General features: G+C 57.5%; 17 protein-coding genes and 2 pseudogenes. 8 read left to right on the top strand and 11 right to left on the bottom strand.

The annotated features are described in order from the left end of the window. Window positions 1-8 precede the first annotated feature (8 nt). The 4 genes and pseudogenes from PR018_RS21410 to tnpB (PR018_RS21395) all read right to left on the bottom strand — a co-directional run. A pseudogene (locus PR018_RS21410) lies at window positions 9-419 on the bottom strand (IS5 family transposase); the annotation flags it as partial. Between the two features lie 27 nt (window positions 420-446). Next, the gene (locus tag PR018_RS21405) at window positions 447-1,031 is read right to left on the bottom strand and encodes a plasmid pRiA4b ORF-3 family protein (RefSeq protein ID WP_279621421.1); all 585 of its coding nucleotides are present in this window, start codon (window positions 1,029-1,031) and stop codon (window positions 447-449) included. After that, on the bottom strand, window positions 1,031-2,689 hold the full coding sequence (gene tnpC, locus PR018_RS21400) for an IS66 family transposase (protein WP_142832615.1): 1,659 nt from the start codon (window positions 2,687-2,689) through the stop codon (window positions 1,031-1,033). The genes PR018_RS21405 and tnpC (PR018_RS21400) overlap by 1 nt, the downstream gene beginning before the upstream one ends. A gap of 77 nt (window positions 2,690-2,766) precedes the next feature. Beyond that, on the bottom strand, window positions 2,767-2,919 hold the full coding sequence (gene tnpB / locus PR018_RS21395; protein ID WP_425064161.1) for an IS66 family insertion sequence element accessory protein TnpB: 153 nt from the start codon (window positions 2,917-2,919) through the stop codon (window positions 2,767-2,769). Window positions 2,920-2,957: 38 nt separating this feature from the next. Here tnpB (PR018_RS21395) and PR018_RS28515 point away from each other — a divergent pair, with 38 nt between their 5' ends. From PR018_RS28515 to PR018_RS21385, 3 genes are all read left to right on the top strand, one after another. Beyond that, window positions 2,958-3,218 (top strand): DUF5372 family protein, encoded by a 261-nt coding sequence (locus PR018_RS28515; RefSeq protein ID WP_161959378.1) that lies wholly within the window; start codon window positions 2,958-2,960, stop codon window positions 3,216-3,218. A 194-nt stretch (window positions 3,219-3,412) separates the two neighbouring features. Next, complete coding sequence (locus PR018_RS21390) at window positions 3,413-3,874, top strand: helix-turn-helix domain-containing protein (protein WP_111222197.1); 462 nt, start codon at window positions 3,413-3,415, stop codon at window positions 3,872-3,874. 145 nt (window positions 3,875-4,019) lie between these two features. Beyond that, window positions 4,020-6,284, top strand: a complete 2,265-nt coding sequence (locus tag PR018_RS21385) for a recombinase family protein (protein WP_279621420.1) — start codon at window positions 4,020-4,022, stop codon at window positions 6,282-6,284. Here PR018_RS21385 and tnpB (PR018_RS21380) read toward each other — a convergent pair. The 3 genes and pseudogenes from tnpB (PR018_RS21380) to PR018_RS21370 all read right to left on the bottom strand — a co-directional run. After that, the gene (gene tnpB / locus PR018_RS21380) at window positions 6,255-6,500 is read right to left on the bottom strand and encodes an IS66 family insertion sequence element accessory protein TnpB (RefSeq protein WP_279621419.1); all 246 of its coding nucleotides are present in this window, start codon (window positions 6,498-6,500) and stop codon (window positions 6,255-6,257) included. The genes PR018_RS21385 and tnpB (PR018_RS21380) overlap by 30 nt on opposite strands. Beyond that, window positions 6,497-6,844, bottom strand: a complete 348-nt coding sequence (gene tnpA / locus PR018_RS21375; protein WP_111217014.1) for an IS66-like element accessory protein TnpA — start codon at window positions 6,842-6,844, stop codon at window positions 6,497-6,499. Before tnpA (PR018_RS21375) ends, tnpB (PR018_RS21380) begins: the two co-directional genes overlap by 4 nt. 111 nt (window positions 6,845-6,955) lie before the next feature. Then, window positions 6,956-7,285 (bottom strand): annotated as a pseudogene (locus tag PR018_RS21370) (transposase); the annotation flags it as partial. Window positions 7,286-7,406: 121 nt separating this feature from the next. Here PR018_RS21370 and PR018_RS21365 point away from each other — a divergent pair. From PR018_RS21365 to tnpC (PR018_RS21345), 5 genes are all read left to right on the top strand, one after another. Then, window positions 7,407-8,621 (top strand): IS701 family transposase, encoded by a 1,215-nt coding sequence (locus tag PR018_RS21365; RefSeq protein ID WP_142832624.1) that lies wholly within the window; start codon window positions 7,407-7,409, stop codon window positions 8,619-8,621. Window positions 8,622-8,971: 350 nt separating this feature from the next. Further along, entirely contained in the window at window positions 8,972-9,397 is a 426-nt protein-coding gene (locus PR018_RS21360; RefSeq protein ID WP_142832631.1) for a low affinity iron permease family protein, read from the top strand. Window positions 9,398-9,605: 208 nt separating this feature from the next. Continuing rightward, on the top strand, window positions 9,606-10,037 hold the full coding sequence (gene tnpA / locus PR018_RS21355) for an IS66-like element accessory protein TnpA (RefSeq protein WP_142832636.1): 432 nt from the start codon (window positions 9,606-9,608) through the stop codon (window positions 10,035-10,037). Further along, window positions 10,034-10,384, top strand: coding sequence for an IS66 family insertion sequence element accessory protein TnpB (gene tnpB, locus PR018_RS21350; protein ID WP_143122947.1), 351 nt, complete (start codon window positions 10,034-10,036; stop codon window positions 10,382-10,384). The genes tnpA (PR018_RS21355) and tnpB (PR018_RS21350) overlap by 4 nt, the downstream gene beginning before the upstream one ends. Window positions 10,385-10,431: 47 nt before the next feature. Then, a protein-coding gene (gene tnpC, locus PR018_RS21345) for an IS66 family transposase (protein ID WP_279621418.1) occupies window positions 10,432-12,074 on the top strand; the annotation gives its coding sequence in 2 pieces (ribosomal slippage) (window positions 10,432-10,516 and window positions 10,516-12,074; 1,644 coding nt in all). On the opposite strand, the gene PR018_RS21340 is transcribed toward tnpC (PR018_RS21345), so the two are convergent. The 4 genes from PR018_RS21340 to PR018_RS21325 form a co-directional block, all read right to left on the bottom strand. Then, window positions 12,043-12,288, bottom strand: a complete 246-nt coding sequence (locus PR018_RS21340) for a DUF6429 family protein (RefSeq protein ID WP_142832635.1) — start codon at window positions 12,286-12,288, stop codon at window positions 12,043-12,045. The two genes, tnpC (PR018_RS21345) and PR018_RS21340, sit on opposite strands and share 32 nt — an antisense overlap. A gap of 279 nt (window positions 12,289-12,567) precedes the next feature. Next, on the bottom strand, window positions 12,568-13,986 hold the full coding sequence (locus PR018_RS21335) for a cytochrome c (RefSeq protein ID WP_142832261.1): 1,419 nt from the start codon (window positions 13,984-13,986) through the stop codon (window positions 12,568-12,570). Window positions 13,987-13,988: 2 nt separating this feature from the next. Continuing rightward, complete coding sequence (locus PR018_RS21330) at window positions 13,989-15,629, bottom strand: GMC family oxidoreductase (RefSeq protein WP_142832260.1); 1,641 nt, start codon at window positions 15,627-15,629, stop codon at window positions 13,989-13,991. Between the two features lie 143 nt (window positions 15,630-15,772). Further along, window positions 15,773-16,318: a sorbitol dehydrogenase family protein gene (locus PR018_RS21325; RefSeq protein ID WP_142832259.1), complete on the bottom strand. Its 546-nt coding sequence runs from the start codon at window positions 16,316-16,318 to the stop codon at window positions 15,773-15,775. Window positions 16,319-16,503: the final 185 nt, after the last annotated feature.

The raw sequence follows: 16,503 nt of genomic DNA, 5'->3' as shown, positions 1-16,503 counted from the left end.
TCGTTAAATCAGATCCAGAAGATGACGGCGGCGGCGATGCATATGCTTGAGAAGAAGGTGTGAGCGCAACGGTCGTACCGGGTGTGAATTCGCCTCCAGTCCTTGAGCCTGCCGAACATGTTTTCGATCTTGTGCCGCTTTTTGTAGAGCGCTGGATCGTGCGGGATAGGCACCTTGCGGTTTGCCCGTGATGGAATGCAGGCCGTTATCTTGCGTTGCGCCAAGGCGTCTCGAAACCAGTCGGCGTCATATCCCTTGTCGGCAAGAAACGTCTTTGCCTTGGGAAAAGCATGCAGCATCCGCGCGGCACCTTTGTAGTCGCTCATCTGCCCTTCGCTCAAGAGCAGGATCAGTGGCCGACCGTGACCATCGCAAACAGCATGCAGCTTGGAGTTCAACCCGCCTTTGGTGCGTCCGATAGTATGCATTCGCCGAGGACCGCAGGTTCAGTTTTTCTTTCGCGATCGGCGCTTCCATTTTGCAGCTAAGGCCTCGACGTTTTTGCGGAGATTGGCGGCGTCGACATCGCCAGGATCGTAGTGCGCATCGCCCCACCATTCCACAAGTTCGTGGTGACGCTCATGGTTGGTGTCCGCAATGGCCTCGCGGAACTCTTCATAACCCCACGGACCGCCGACATCCTCCGGTGGACATCGTCCGACAACGTCAAGCAGGAAGGGATCGCCGAAGCCGGCGGTCGCCGGTAAAACCTTTTCGATTTTCACGGTGTGCGTCCAGCCGTCGCCGAAGTCATAGAGATACTTGAATGATTTCGCGCCGATATCTTCGATGGCAGCAAGAAGCGTTTCTTTGCGTGCATCGATGGGACCATCAAAGCCGCCATCAGGCACGCCGAACCCGATGTCACGGATCCTGAACTCATACAGATGGCTGTTGGTCCAGCCGAAAGCCTCTTGAAGAACCTCATGAAGCCGGTCAAGCCGAATGCGGAATGGGACGACAACGCGCCGCATCACCAAGGGATCAACGTCATCGAGCGTGATCTTTAAGCGAACGAGAGGACCTGCCATCAGGCCGCCTGCCTCAGTGGCGATGTTGTGGTTTCCCGCCAATTCCAGGGGAGAAGCTCATCAAGACGGCTGACTGGATGGTCGGCGATGCGGGCAAGGACATCGGCAAGCCAGGCCTGTGGGTCAATGCGATTCATTTTCGCGGTGACGATCAGGCTGTACATGGCCGCCGCCCGCTGGCCCCCTCGATCGGAACCGGCAAATAGCCAGGCTTTCCGACCGAGCGCCACACCGCGCAGAGATCGCTCCGCACAATTGTTCGACAGGCAAATGCGCCCGTCGTCGAGGAAACGAATGAAGGATTCCCAGCGGTTCAGCATGTAGTCAAACGCCTTTGCCAAGTCATTGTCGCGCGACAACCTGGCGCGGTGTTCGCGTATCCATATCTCCATGTCGTCGATCAGCGGTTTTGACAACTGCTGGCGGATTGCTTTTCTCTCATCGGCCGTACGGCCATTGATATGGCGCTCGATTTCGAACAGTGCGTCGATCCGCTGCACCATGTTCAAGGCGACCGGCGAGATGACGGCGGCATTTTTACCCTGCGCTTTTCGGCGCGCGTTGGCCTCCAAATCGGCTTGCGCAAAGAATGGTCGCCTCGCATGCGCCCAACACGCCGCCTCATGAATCGGGCCCGGACTTCGATCAGGAAGATAGAGCTGGCCATAGCCCGTATAGGCATCCGCCTGAAGGATGCCGCTATAATTGGCCAGATGCGCCTGTGGATGTTCGCCGGCCCGGTCCCGGGAATAATAGAACATCGCCGACGGAGGCGCCGTTCCGCCAAACGGAGCATCGTCCTTGACGTAGCTCCATATCCGACCGGTGACGGTCTTGCCGAGAGCGAGAACCGGCACGGTCGTATCATCACCGTGGATCCGTTCAGACGCGAACGTATGGCTTTCAATCCGCCTCACAAGCGGGGCAAGGACCTGGCAGCACGCGCCAATCGCGTCTGCTGCTGTCGACAGACTGACTGGCACACCTTCCAGGGCAAAACGTTCGACCTGGCGATTGAGGGGAATGTGCTGGCCGAACTTGTCGCAGAGCATCATCGCCAAAAGGCTCGGACCCGCCCATCCTCTCGGTATGACATGGAAGGGTGCAGGTGCCTGACTGATCTTCTCGCAGTCACGGCAGGTGAACTTTTCCCGCACCGTCTGAATGACCTTCCAGCTACGCGGTACGCTCTCCATCGTTTCGGTGATGTCTTCGCCGAGCTTGCGAAGCCGTTCACCGCCACAGCAGCTGCAGGCAACCGGACCAGGCACCACGACACGCTCACGCGGAAGATGTTCCGGGAAAGGCTTCTTGACGGGCCGCTTGCGCGTAAAGCCGGTGACCGCAATCGCAGCAGCTGCAGCAACGGCCATTTCGGCGGCAAGCTCATCTTCAGTCGCCGCCGCTTCGGCGTCCTCAAGCATCAGCTCCATCTGCGCGATCAGCCGCGCTGTCCGTTCCGACTTCTGACCGCGCAGTTCCCGTTGCAGCTTTTCGATATAGACTTTCTGGCGAAGAATGATGGCCTGATCGTCGGCCTCCTTGGCCTTGGCAACAGCCAATTCGGCCAAAGCAGTAGCCCGTTCCGACCGCGCAATCGCTAGCTCTGCTTCCAGGGCTGCAGCATGATCACGGTGATTTCCCGAGCCGGTTTCCATGCTCGAAGTGAATCACAAAACCACTGATTTGTATAGCTTTTCTTGGTGCTGCCGCACGCAATCCCGCCAAAAAAACGCTATCCCGCGCTCGTCGGGCGCCATGTCTGCTGCGGGTTTCGCCAGTCAATTCCCTCAAGCAGATAGGACATCTGGCCAGCCGTCAGCGCAATCGCTCCATCCTCCGTCGCCGGCCAGATAAAGCGGCCGCGCTCGAGCCGCTTGTACCTCACAACAGAATGCAGCCACTGCCAACGCAGATACGCAGTTAGTGCGGGTTACACATCCGTTTCATCCTTTATTCCCACGACAATTGCCGTGCGTCGGCAAGCGCTACAACCGGCATGGTGAACGCCTTTTGCTGCAGACCGAGGACGCCACTGTTTGGTCGGTTCCTCCGCAATGGACTGATCTTGTAAGCTTGGATCCTGAGGTCGTCATGAGCAACGGACGATCGCTCTTGCGGGTGGTCGACTTAATGGAGTTGGCCACTCTGGTGAAGCGCCTTTCGAGCAAATTGGGGCCGCGCTGACGTGCAGAAGTGTAAGGATAAATATGCCGCATTTGTAAAGTGGATTATGCCGCAAGAGGTCGCTTTTATGAGAGGATATGCCTGCAATTACGAGTCATTTCGTCAAATAGACCATACGCATCAGCTTGACGAGGTAGTAAAATGCGTCATAATTAGAATTACTCTAACGCCGCTTCGTGTCCTCGGAGCCATTGATGTCTGCGAAGTACGACAGCAAGCGCACAAAGACGGATGTCCTCATCGAAGAGGGCACGTTCAATCCCACCCCCGAGAAGGTGCGCGATCCAAAATTTCGGGGCAGCGAGTTCTTCGATCCGCACGACGCCGTGCAGGTCAAATACGAGATGCTGCGTCGCGTCTCCATCGACAAGGTTTCGGTGACGGAGGCCTCCGACGAGTACGGTGTTTCCAGGCCAACCTACTACCAGGCCAAGGTGAACTTCGACATGGCCGGGATTGCGGGATTGGTGCCGACAAAGCCGGGCCCCCGCCGTCCCCACAAGATCGACGACAAAGTCCTGGCATTTCTGCAGGCGCAGCTTGGCCCAGGAGAACCCGTTCGCGCCCGGGAACTGGCCAAGCTGCTCCGCCAGGAACTCGATATCGAGCTTCATCCCAGATCGATCGAGCGGGTTCTAAAAAAAAGCAGCAGGTAAACACTGCCGCGGCGGTGGCATGCCTGATCCAACCGTCGACCATCGCGTCCCAGTACGAGGTATTGCGCCAGGCTGCTTTCGGCGCAGCGCTGCCGCTTATGGCCCGTAGCGGTCTGATGCTCTTTCTGCGTCGGGGCATGTGGGGATGGGCTCAGGCGCTGACAGCAACAGCAAGCACCCCGCGAGAGCAGCTTTACCCATCGTCAATTGCTTGGCCGCTGCACGGCGGGCACAGCGCCGTTGTTCACGTCCTTGCGACAATCGCAATGAGCATCAACGATCGGAGATCACCATGAATGTACACCTCAAAGTCCAGCCTCATCACCTCGAACGCGGCGCCTACCTGTACATCCGCCAGTCTTCAATGCGGCAAGTCGTTGAGAACGTCGAGAGCGCCAGGCGGCAATATGCGCTTCGGGGACGCGCTGTCGCCCTCGGCTGGCGCGACGAGCAGGTTATCGTCATCGACAACGATCAAGGAGAGTCCGGTGCATCGGCGGCGTGGCGCGAAGGGTTTCAGCGGCTGGTCAGCGATGTCGGCATGGGGCATGCCGGGATCGTCATGGGCCTGGAAGTCTCCCGTCTGGCGCGCAACAATGCCGACTGGCAACGTCTGTTGGAGATCTGCGCCCTTGCCGACACCCTGATCCTCGACGAGGACGGCGTCTATGATCCGGCAAGTTTCAACGACCGGCTCCTGCTCGGCCTGAAGGGAACAATGAGTGAGGCCGAGCTGCATGTGATCAAAGCCCGGCTACGCGGCGGCATTCTCAATAAGGTGCGGCGCGGCGAGTTTCGTTGCCTCCTGCCGACCGGGCTGGTCTATGACCATTTCGGCAATGTGACTCTTGATCCAGACACGCAAGTCAGAGAAACGATCATTCATTTCTTTGAGATGTTCTCTCGCCTCGGGTCCGCCTCCCAGACCGTCAAGGTCTTTCGCAATGAGGGACTATTGTTTCCATCGCGCCTACACAACGGCGGCACGCTGTTTCGGCCGCTGACCGCATCGACGGCGATGCGTGTCCTGAACAATCCGCGCTACGCTGGCGCCTATACCTATGGCCGACGACAGTTTCGACGCACCATCGACGGCAAAAAGACTCTGCGTGCGCGCGACATTGATGACTGGCCGGCCTGCATTCCCGATGCTCATCCCGGCTATATCAGCTGGGAGCGACATCAGGAGAATCTGAAGATCCTCAAGGCGAATGGCTGTGGATTTGAAGCGGCACGAGCTTCAATCCCAAGGGAGGGACCGGCACTGCTGCAAGGCCGAGCCGTGTGTGGGCAGTGCGGCAGCCATCTTAGGGTTCGCTATGCGGCGCGGCGTGGCCGGCAGGAAGCCTGGTACATTTGCAATCGTGCCCGTATTTATCGTGGGGAGCCTATGTGTCAGTCGATCGCCGGGCCTCCCGTCGATGAAGCCATCGGTATGCTGATTGCCGAGCAGATGACGCCGGCGGCCGTCGAGCTCGCTCTCGAAGTCCGCAAGGAGATCCAAGCCCGCCATGAAGAAGCAGACCGGCTGCGCTGTCGCGCCATCGAACGCGCCCAAACGGAAGCCGAGCTCGCTCAGCGCCGCTTCATGCTTGTCGATCCTAGTAACCGCCTCGTCGCCGACACGCTCGAAGGTGAATGGAACGAGAAGCTTCGCACGCTGGCCAGTGCCCGCGAAGAACGCGAACGTGGTCGAGAGCACGATCAATTCATCCTTGATAAAGCTGTCCACGAACGGTTAGTCGCGATGACGGCCGACTTCAACCAGCTCTGGAAGGATCCGGATACCCCATGCCGCGAACGCAAGCGATTGCTGGCCCACATCATTGAGGATGTTACTCTCCTAAAGTTGCCAGCGGAAGGAACCACCAAGCTTCACGTTCGCTTCAAGGGCGGCAAAATCCAGACGCTTACCACCATGAACCCAAAATCCTCTCCTCAGCAGATCAAGACAAAGCTCAGTATCATTGAGCTGGTCGATAGGCTTCTCGACGATTACATTTATCCCGAGATCGCCGAGATTCTAAACGAGCAGGGACATCGCCCAGGTGGAACCGCACGTCGCGGCTGCCAGGACGCCCGCTTTACACCCCTCAAAGTCGCCTATCTCATCCACGAATATAAGCTGCGATCACGATATGATCGACTGCGACAGCGGGGAATGCTGACAAGGCAGGAAGCGGCAGCGCATCTCAATATCAGCGAGCAAACAGTCGCCAGATGGGCCAAATTTGGCCTCATCACCAGACATGCCTATAACGGGCACTATAGCCTGTACGAAATCGCCGATGGAGACCTGCCGCAAAAGCAATGCAGCCGATGGAATCCACTCGAAGATCGCGCTGCTGCGTATCAACAAACGCAAACAGAGCCAAGAACATCAACTGGCGAGGAAAGAGGTGTAGTATGAACGCCGATCGTTTGCGTATAGCGAAAGGCCAATTCCGTCATGCCAAAGAGCCTTGATCAGCCGGCCACTTTTCCCCCGGAAGACAAAAACGTCCCCCTTGAACGGATCACGGCCCAGACCTTCCTGCACGATCAGAGCAAGACCCTGCATCCCTTTGCGCATATCGCAATGGCCGCTCGCAATCCAAACACGCACGCTCGAACTGATCGGGATCATTTGAGCGCTCGCATTACTGCTGCGGCAAGATCACAAGGTGCCCCGGACGAAATCCTCACCTTGGTACCGTTCGCAAAGTCCACAGCGATCGTCGCCGCAACGACATCGCCACCGCCCGCGGCACCCACGACCGTCGCGGGCACGAAGGCAGGACCATCCGTCACCGCAGCCGACAGCGCCTGGCGGCGCCACGTGTAGAGCAGCCCCGTCGAAACATCAAAACGACGCGCTACCTCCGACACATTTGCACCGGGAGCGAATGCTGCCTCCAGAATTTCCAGCCGATCAGCCGGTGACCAACGACGACGCCGTTCTTGACCCGTCAGCAAAATGGCCTGTGCCATAGTTCCTCATTGCGCTCTTAATTCCACTCTCAAGAGCGCAAAATCACGATATCGCAAAAAACTCGCAAGGCGGTCCACGCCGTAGGGATACTCCGATACGTCGGGGAACATCCCCTTTTTTAGCAGGCTGGCTGCGGTGCGATGGGCTTTCAAATGCGTCGCGTCGATCATCAATTGCTCAGGCTTGCCCCCTTTTGCTGTCAGTTCGGCCAGTATGCAATTGAACACCCCGAGCCTGCTCCACCGGATGAAGCGGTTATAGATCGTCTTGTGCGGTCCATACTCTTTGGGAGCGTCACGCCATCGCAACCCATTGCGCAGAACGAAGATAATGCCGCTCAAGACACGCCTGTCATCCACGCGCGGAACGCCATGCGATAGTGGAAAATAAGGCTCGATACGGCGCATTTGCACGTCTGACAAAAACATCAAATCACTCATGGCGGTCCCTCCGTTCGATCCCAGTGAATCAAAACCGAGGAAACCCCGCAAGCTATTTAATAGGTCCTGAGCCTAACATTACAGTTGCGTATTTTTACAAGTTCTGAATCTATAGGCCTCCATGATTCGGAGGTCATGGATGATGGGTGCATCGATCGAGACAACGTTGGAACTTTGGGCATCGTCGCTGCGTGAAGTTAAGGCGCGTATGCGCGGATTGTTTACGCAGGAGCGCGTTGCAGCATCTGCGAACCTTTTCCTGGACGGCTTGTTAGGTGATGAGCGCCGTAAGACAGGTTGGATGCGCGCTGAGGCGGCTGGCGATCCTGGTCCGTGGCGACAGCAAGCCATCTTGGGTCGTGGACGCTGGGACGCAGACGGACTTCGCGACATTGTGCGCGAGTATGTTGTGGAGCACCTTGCCACAGATGATGCGGTCCTGGTCATTGATGAGACCGGCTTCCTCAAGCAGGGCAAGACATCTTGCGGTGTTTCACGTCAATATACAGGGTCAGCGGGCAAGGTAACGAACTGCCAAATCGGTGTGTTCACCGCCTATGTTTCCGATCGTGGTCATGCCTTTATCGATCGAGCCTTGTACTTGCCAAAGAGTTGGACCAGCGATCCGGCAAGGCTTGCCGCCGCTCATGTTCCTGAAGCTGTAGCCTTCGCTACCAAGCCTGCCCTCGCTGTCGATATGATTCGGCGGGCGCTGACAGCCAAAGTGCCGTTTTCATGGGTGGCAGCAGATGCGGTGTATGGCGTCGGAGACGTCGAAGGAGCGCTGCGCCGAGCCTGCAAAGGTTACGTTCTTGGGGTTAAATCCGACCATCATTTTGGCGCTTGGTCTGGTAAGCCTTTCGTCGCAGGAACCGCTCTTGAGATTGCCCGTGATCTCGATCCGGCTGCATGGCATCGCCTTTCCGCTGGCGATGGCACAAAAGGCGCGCGGCTTCATGACTGGGCCTACTGCGAACTGGCCGATATCGATGCCGACGAATACAGTGATACGCAAACCGGGCTTTGGACGCGTGGCTTGTTGATCCGGCGCAATATCAGCGATGGCGACCTCGCATTCTTCACGACTTGGTGCCCGGCCGGAACAGGCATTCAGACGCTCGTATCCGTCGAAGGTCACCGTTGGGCAATCGAAGATAGCTTCGAGACAGCCAAGAACGAACTCGGCCTCGATCATAACGAGACCCGCTCGTGGCATGGCTGGCATCGCCATGTCTCGCTCGTCATGCTCGCCTTCGCAATGATGGCTGTGATCCGATATCGCGCCAATAATGCGGCACCCCAAAAAAGACCGAGGATGCCGACCATTACGATCTGATCCGCTGGTCCATCCAAGAGGTCCGACGCATTGCGAATAAGCTTGCCCAGCGGCGTATAAAGCCCGCCCACATCATCGCATGGTCATGTTGGAGACGAGCGCATCAAGCTGCCGCACGACGCGCTCATTTGAAACTAAAACTGCAACTGTAATGCTAATGTGACTCGGCTAGGGGTCCAGATGCCGAAACACATGATATGCGCTTGTTATTCCTAAGGTTGATAGGGTCATTTCTGTCTACCGGATCACAAGCATCATTTTCGCCTCATGTATGACGAGTATTTACGCTGCGATTGTAGTTTAGCACACTTCGCGCCTAAATATTATCGCTTCGACTGGAGGTTCATCAATTGGCCAAAAAGAAAGGCTTCTTCTCCACCTTCGCCAACGTCGTTGCCGACTGGTCAGGCAAACCGGTGACGTTTGTCGTTGCCTTCATCCTCGTGTTGGCGTGGGCGGCGACTGGTCCGATCTTCAACTACTCGGAAACGTGGCAGCTGGTAATAAACACCTCGACCACAATCGTAACGTTCCTGATGGTTTTCGTCCTACAGAACTCGCAAAACAGGGATGGCAAGGCGCTCCAAGCGAAACTCGATGAGCTAATCCTCAGCAGCAAGGCTTCGAACAAGTTCGTTGGCGCCGAGAAGCTAAGCGAAGACGAACTCCGTGAGATGAGCGATAAACTTGAAAAGGACGCCGAACTGCTTGAGGAAAAAGCGGCTGAGAAGGCGCTGGGAAAGTCCGTCAGTTTGCATCGGCACAAGGGCGACTAAATCCAACCGGTAAAAAACCATACCAAGCCGGCTATTGCGGCCCGAAATGGCCGTTGAGGCCGAGGAAAGTGAGTGGGCGCCAGCCACCGTGCGGCGCAGCAATGGCCCATAGTCTTTGATCGTACGCATCCGAGCTGAACCGGATTGCGGATTTGAGTGATCGTGTGGATGCTCTGTCTATATAGACGGCAATATAGACGGTGCTTTCATGGACATCACAAGCGATCACTCGGGGCGTTTCAGCCGGATGGAGATTGTCGATAGCGGGCGTCGGCGGCGTTTCACGGATGAAGCGAAGCTGGCGATCGTGGCTGAGAGTTATGCTGGCCCGCGGCAGGTAACAGTCACGGCGCAGCGTCACGGGATCACGCGTTGGCAGTTGAATGCCTGGCGCAGGGCCGTGCGGGAAGGACGCCTTGTCCACCGCTCGACGAACGAGTTTGTTCCGGCGATTGTCGTTGCTGCCGAGCCTGTTTTTGCGAGCACGCCTCCTGCGGAAACTGTCGCGGTGCCGTCTCCCATCACCGACCGGGGTCGCATAGAGGTGGTGAGTGCGAACGGCCGGCGTGTGATCATGGGCCAGGATATCGATGTGGACGTTTTGCTACGGATCATGCGTGGTTTGGAGACATTGCGATGAATCCGTTTCCGATGGGGGCGGAGATCAAGGTGTGGCTGTCGACCGGACATACCGACATGCGGTGTGGCTTTCCATCCTTGGCCCTTCGGGTGCAGGAAGTTTTAAAGCATGATCCGCTGGGCGGTCATTTGTTCTGCTTCAGGGGCCGCCGCGGTGACCTGATAAAGTTGATCTGGCATGATGGCCAGGGCGCATGCCTGTTCACGAAAAAATTAGAACGCGGCCGGTTTATCTGGCCGAATGTGCAGGGTGGCGCGGTGGCGATCACACCGGCGCAGCTTTCCTATTTGCTCTCTGGAATTGACTGGCGAGCTCCTCAGGAAACTTGGCGTCCAACACGCGTTTGAGTTTCTTCATCATTGAATTTGTTGAAGAAATATGCTCTTATTCTGGCATGTCGTTACCACCGCTTTCCTTTCCTGACGATCTTGCCAGCGCCCACGCCGCGCTGCTGATAGAACGCGAGGCACGGTTGCGGGCGAGGCGGAAGCCACCAGCGCCAAGGCAAAACTTTCCAGCATCGAGGCGCTCAACGCCCATCTGCAATTGCTGATCGCCAAGCTGGAACGCGACAAACATGGTCCAAGCCGGGAGCGCACCCAGCGGCTGATCGACCAGATGGAATTGCAGCTCGAGGAGCTGGTTGCCGATGCCACCGAGGACGAGCTCGCTTCACAAGTGTCTGCCGCCAAAACCCAAGTCGTGCGTGCCTTCACCCGCAAGCGGCCAGTGCGCAAGCCTTGGCCAGAGACTATCGAGCGCGAGCGCGTCGTCATCGACGCGCCCAGTGCCTGCGATCACTGCGGCAGCGAACGCCTGTCGAAGCTCGGTGAGGACACCACCGAGACGCTGGAGGAGATCCCGCGCCGCTTCAAGGTCGTCGAGACCGTGCGGGAGAAGTTCACGTGCCGGGACTGCGGCTGCATCAGCCAATCGCCCGCACCCTTCCATGCAACGCCACGTGGCTTTCTCGGCCCCAAGCTACTCGCCACCATCGTCTTCGACAAATTCTCTGAGCATCAGCCGCTCAACCGCCAGAGCCGTCGCTTTCGCAGTGAAGGGATCGATCTGTCCACCCAGACGCTTGCCGACCAGGTTGGCTACGTCAGCGCCGCCGTCACACCGCTGTTCGATCTCATTGAGACCCATGTGTTTGCGGCCGAGCGGTTGCACGGCGACGACACCACCATCCCGATCCTCGCCAAGGGCCAGTGCACGACGGGGCGCATATGGACCTACGTTTGCGACGACAGGCCGTTTGGTGGGCTATCACCGCCGGCGGCCGTCTTCTACGCCTCCAGTGATAGGCGGGGTGAGCATCCGCAACGACACCTGGCCGAGTTCACCGGTATCCTGCAGGCTGATTGCTACAATGGCTTCAATCCGCTCTTCGATCGGACCAAGAAACAGATCCCGGTGACGCCGGCCTTCTGTTTTGCCCACGCGCGCCGAAAGTTCTTCGAGTTGGCAGATGTCTCGCGAAGTGCCCGGCGGGGCAAAGGGGCAAAGCCTGTCTCTGCGACGGCGTTGGAGGCGGTCAAGCGTATCGATGCGCTGTTTGACATAGAGCGCGACATTAACGGCCAGAGCGCCGGTGAGCGACTTGCCGTGCGCCAGGAAATGAGCAAACCGCTGCTCGAAGAGCTGGAGACCTGGTTGCGGCAGGAGCGCGAAGGTTTGTCGCGATCCTCACCGGTGCTTGAGCCGATCAACTACATGCTGTCGCGCTGGCAGGACTTTGCCAGATACGCCGATGACGGCAGGATCTGCATGACGAACAACGCGGCGGAAAGAGCTCTGCGCGGCGTGGCGTGCGGAAGGAAAAACTGGAACTTCGCCGGGTCCGATCGCGGCGCAGACCGGGCTGCCATCATGCTGACCCTTATCACCACGGCCCGTCTCAACGATATCGATCCGAAGGCCTGGCTGGCGGACGTGCTGGCTCGCATCGCCGATCTGCCCGTCTCCCACCTGCACGAATTGTTGCCATGGGAATGGAAGAGGATCAAGGCGGCGGAGATTGCGGTTGCTGCGTAAATAACTGCCGGAAAAGCTCTTCCGATCGGCGTAGACCCTCATCCGTCAGCACCAGCGACTTCGACTTGTTCACCGGATCGCCAATCAAGCCTTTCTGATGCAACCGATCCGTCGTAGCCCAGTCAAAACCCTTCCAGGCGCAACGCTCGTTGTGAAGCGTCAGCCATAGCAGCGCCAGCACAGCATCGTCGATTTTGCCTTCGTCGATCTCCATCCCGCCAATTTACCACGCGCAAAAGCAAAAATCCTGCGGTTCACCTCGGATGGATACCTTTGATCGGCGCGATGTTGGTCTTGAATGAATGTGACCGTATTGGTGGCTAATAGGAAAGTTTGGAACAGACTGAGATCATTCTCCCGCCTTGAGGGGATCTTAACCAACGACACTTCTCTAGTGAGCTAAGTTTTTGACGAAACAGACTTGTCATAGCTGCTTGCGGCTACGACACCAATATTGCTGATGCGCGCGCGACAGAACCGGCTGAGATGCCGGTCAAGCCGCCTTGGCCCGTCGCGACCACCAAACAACAAGCAGCAGTACAATCGCGAAAGCCACAGCGACAGCCACAGCAATACCAATGCGTGCCAGAAGCAGGAGCGAAGACGCCGGACCACCAGCACGCACCTGGGCGACATCCGAAGACATGACCGGCGTGCCGGACCGGCCGTAGTTATCAATCACGTAATTTGCCAACGTGGCGACTTGGCTGTCATTCAATGCATTGATGTCATTCGCCTTGCCGCCGAATCCGGGCATGAATGCCTGGCCTTTGGGCGTAGTCCGGTCAACGCCGTTTAGAATCGTGGCAATCAGATTGATGTGATTGGCCGCACCTGTCGCCGAATTGTGAAATAGGCTCGGATAATAGGTATCTTTGCTGCCTTGGCCGGAAGGTTGGTGGCACGAGGCGCAATTGCCGTAGAACAGTACCGCTCCGCTGGCCTGCGCGTCCGTATCCGAGCGGAGCGGGTTCGCCCCGCGCAAGCTTGCAAGCTGCGAGACGGGTTTCCCATAGCCAAACCGCGATTGGTCGTCCGACGCATCGTGCAGCGGCGGCACGGTTTTGATATAAGTGGCGATCGCCGAGATATCTTGCTGGCTGAGCTTTAAAAAGCTGTGCTCAATTGCCTCCCCCATGCTACCCGCAGCCTGGGCCCTACCGGGCAACGAGCCCGTCGACAGATAGCGAGTGAGGTCGTCCTTGCTCCAGCTCCCAATCCCACTGTTGGTATCCGAGGTGATGTTTGGCGCGTACCATTGGCCGACTTGGGCACCACCCAGATGATGCCCAGACAATTCTTGCATTAGAAAGCCGCGCGGCGTATGGCAGGTGCTGCAATGCGCTGGCCCGTCGACAAGATACTTGCCGCGATTCCAATCAGGCGATTGTGTAGCATCGGTCTCGCTATGACCGTCGCCGAGGAACAAGAGATTCCACCCCATCATCGATAAGCGGACATTCATCGGAAATGGCAGAGCGGTACGCGTCGGCACCGTATCGACGGGCGAGACGCCGTGCTGAAAGTAAGCGTAGAGGTCGTGTATATCTGCGTCCGTCAACACTTTGTATGATGTGTACGGCATTGCTGGATAAAGGTTTGCACCATCGGCTCGAACGCCCGACCGCACGGCCCGGGCAAATTGCGCTTCCGTATATTGCCCTATCCCCGCAGTCTTGGAAGGCGTGATGTTCGTCGTAAAAATCGTACCCACCGGGGACACGATGGGCAGCCCCCCGGCAAATGGCTTGCCACCTGGCGCGGTGTGGCAGGCGGAACAGTCCGAAGCGGTTGCGATATAGGCCCCCCGCTTAACTGAGGCGGCTTGCTCGTCATCGTCAGCAGCGAAGGCCACCGAGCTCGCAGACATAAGACAGATTGCAGCACCGAAAAGCCGGAGGAGAGTGTCCATGCTCAGCCCCGCTTCAACTGGTCAACGATGGCATCGGCGGCCTTCATGGCCAAAGCCGCCATGGTGATGGTGCTGTTGCCGCATCCGCCCGTCGTCATCGCCGCGCCACCCGGCAGAAAAAGATTCGGATGATCATGCGCGCGACAATCGACATCGACGACTGAGTCGGTGGGATCGGTGCCCATGATGCAACTCCCCATCATATGGTCGCTATTGGTGAACGTCGTGGCGATGTTGCTTTCGACGGCGCCAAGCTCCGCGATCAGTTTCTTCAGCAGTGGCAGGGTATATTCCTGATGGCTGCGGCGGACGTATTCGCCGACATCATAGTAGATGTTGGGCTTGTTGAGGCCTAGCCAATCTTTCTTATCCGACAACGTCAGCCGGTTATTGGGATCCGACAGGATCTCGTGCTCAATCGTCAGCCGCGCGGTGCAGGCCGAGAGCCTGCGGATCTCGGCGTCCAGCGCTTTGCCAACCAGTCCCTTGGCGAGCGCAGCCTGACCGCCCACGGCACTGAGAGCGGCATTTTCGCAGCGAAGCATAGCGCCGGCATGTTGGCTTCGAAAATCGCCCTGCCCTGTCATCATGATGCTACTGCCCTGGACCGGGCCGACGCCCGTCCACATGGGCTCTGCGAGCACCATCTGCGCGCTGATCTTGGGCTGGTCCATCAGATTGCGTCCGACCTGATCCGAATGGTTTGCAACGCCGTTCGGGTTACGCTCGTCCTTTGACATCAGAAGCAGTTTCGGCGTCTCTATGGCATTGCAGGCAATGACGAAAAGCCTGCCGACGACCCTTTGCGATTCCTTGTTGGGATTGAAGAAATGAACTGCTTGGATGTTTTGCTTTGCGTCCGTCTCGACGCGGTATACAACCGCATTCGCAAGTATCCTGCCACCCTTTGCTTCGATCCTTGGCAAGGCCGAGGCCGCATCGTATTTCGCGGAGATCGGACAGACCGGGAAGCAGTTGTTGTTGCCGCAACAGGGCGGTCGTCCATCGTAGGAAACTCCGCTATTGCGTGCCTGCGGGGCAGGAAGATTGGTGATGCCAACTCGTGCAGCAGCCTCCGTAAACCGTTGCTCTCCCTGGCCAAAAGGAATGCGGCCCATTGGATAGGGCTTGGAGCGCGGCAGCGGAGGCCATTGCAAGTCAACCTCGGACGGACCGCACACTCCCAAAGCGTATTCGGCGCGGGTGTAATACGGTTCAAGCGTGTCGTAATTAAACGCCCAGTCCCGGCCAACGCCGTAAAGGCTTTTCATCCGCATATCGTCGGGATGCAGACGCCAGCAGATGCCCGCCCAATGCCACGTAGCGCCGCCAGCATAACGCACATAACCCTGCCGATATGCACGCCCGTTCGGCCCCTGTAGCTGCAGGTAGTCGGTCGTGGCGTCTGCCAGCTCTGATTCAATATGCGGTGCCCAGGGTTTCGCCGGATAAGGCGCATTCCAATTCTGCTTAAACCGAGGCGGTACGTTGCGATAGTTTTCAACAATCTGCCAGCGCTCGACGCGAGGGCCAGCTTCCAGCATGAGAACAGACAGGCCTGCGTCCAGTGCCTGCTCGGCGACGAGGCAACCTACAACCCCTGTTCCAACGACAATGACGTCCGCACTATAATTGTTTGCCATCTGACTAATTCCAACTATCCAAGGATCCGAGTAGGTACGTCAACCCCGCCTAACCCTGTCAAAGGGCTCTGTCCTCGAGAGGGCTTCTTGCTCGACTTACGTAAAAGCCGCCAGCGGCGGTCTCATGCAAGTGGCGGCTTTTGTTAGAATGTCGGCATGTCGCCGAGCGGCGGGGCCTCCGCATTCCATCCATTCGGACCGGATATAGCGTAGGTCGGGATTGTCATGACGTCATGGGTCGGCTGGTACATAAGCGCCGTCTCGAAGGCAAAGACCTCCGCGTTAGCTGAATTTTCCACTACGCCCGTATACCAGGCCGAAATGATGGCCAAGGCGCTATTCTTGAGGCGTCCATCCGGGATATCCGCGAAGAAATCCTCAACGATCTTGGCATTCTTTTTCTTTGCGATGTCAATAATCGCCCCAATATCCTGCGCAATCTCTGAATTTATACGCAGCATGGCCGCAGCCATGCGTCCACCGACCTCAGGATCCAAACGATGGTCGATCAGAAGAGACGACACCTCCATGAATTTTGGCGAAAAATCCGGCGTGCTCACATCTAAAGATTGAGCCAAAACCTCCGGGGGCAGCAACACGCCTCCGGCGAATAGAACGCCACCCACCATCAACTTCCGACGGGTAAGCCTGAATTCCTCGGGACAGTCATCGTGAGATGTGTAAGTCATTATCTATCCGCCTCATTCAGCCATTCGCTGCAGGGCAAAGGACTTGATCTCTTTTGGAGGTTGACTGCCAAGTAACATTGATACCACACGTCAAATTGGCCGGGTTTGCCGCGGGTTGTCAAGGACGTTTGCATAATGCGGTTCACTTATTGGAGAGCGTTCGCAATCCGGCCCGCAACGCTGAG

The sequence above is a fragment of the Rhizobium rhododendri genome (assembly GCF_007000325.2).
Lineage (GTDB): Bacteria > Pseudomonadota > Alphaproteobacteria > Rhizobiales > Rhizobiaceae > Rhizobium > Rhizobium rhododendri.
Note: the sequence above shows the minus strand (reverse complement) of the source record. Positions and strands in the feature narration are given on the sequence as shown.

Excerpts from the sequence above, each read along its gene's own strand:
- tnpC (WP_142832615.1), bottom strand. The coding sequence starts at position 2,689 with ATGGAAACCGGCTCGGGAAATCACCGTGATCATGCTGCAGCCCTGGAA.
- tnpA (WP_142832636.1), top strand. The coding sequence starts at position 9,606 with ATGGACATCACAAGCGATCACTCGGGGCGTTTCAGCCGGATGGAGATT.
- PR018_RS21330 (WP_142832260.1), bottom strand. The coding sequence starts at position 15,629 with ATGGCAAACAATTATAGTGCGGACGTCATTGTCGTTGGAACAGGGGTT.
- PR018_RS21385 (WP_279621420.1), top strand. The coding sequence starts at position 4,020 with ATGGGCTCAGGCGCTGACAGCAACAGCAAGCACCCCGCGAGAGCAGCT.
- PR018_RS21325 (WP_142832259.1), bottom strand. The coding sequence starts at position 16,318 with ATGACTTACACATCTCACGATGACTGTCCCGAGGAATTCAGGCTTACC.
- tnpB (WP_279621419.1), bottom strand. The coding sequence starts at position 6,500 with ATGATCCCGATCAGTTCGAGCGTGCGTGTTTGGATTGCGAGCGGCCAT.
- tnpA (WP_111217014.1), bottom strand. The coding sequence starts at position 6,844 with ATGGCACAGGCCATTTTGCTGACGGGTCAAGAACGGCGTCGTCGTTGG.
- PR018_RS21335 (WP_142832261.1), bottom strand. The coding sequence starts at position 13,986 with ATGGACACTCTCCTCCGGCTTTTCGGTGCTGCAATCTGTCTTATGTCT.
- tnpB (WP_143122947.1), top strand. The coding sequence starts at position 10,034 with ATGAATCCGTTTCCGATGGGGGCGGAGATCAAGGTGTGGCTGTCGACC.
- PR018_RS21405 (WP_279621421.1), bottom strand. The coding sequence starts at position 1,031 with ATGGCAGGTCCTCTCGTTCGCTTAAAGATCACGCTCGATGACGTTGAT.
- PR018_RS21390 (WP_111222197.1), top strand. The coding sequence starts at position 3,413 with ATGTCTGCGAAGTACGACAGCAAGCGCACAAAGACGGATGTCCTCATC.
- PR018_RS21340 (WP_142832635.1), bottom strand. The coding sequence starts at position 12,288 with ATGGAGATCGACGAAGGCAAAATCGACGATGCTGTGCTGGCGCTGCTA.
- PR018_RS21365 (WP_142832624.1), top strand. The coding sequence starts at position 7,407 with ATGATTCGGAGGTCATGGATGATGGGTGCATCGATCGAGACAACGTTG.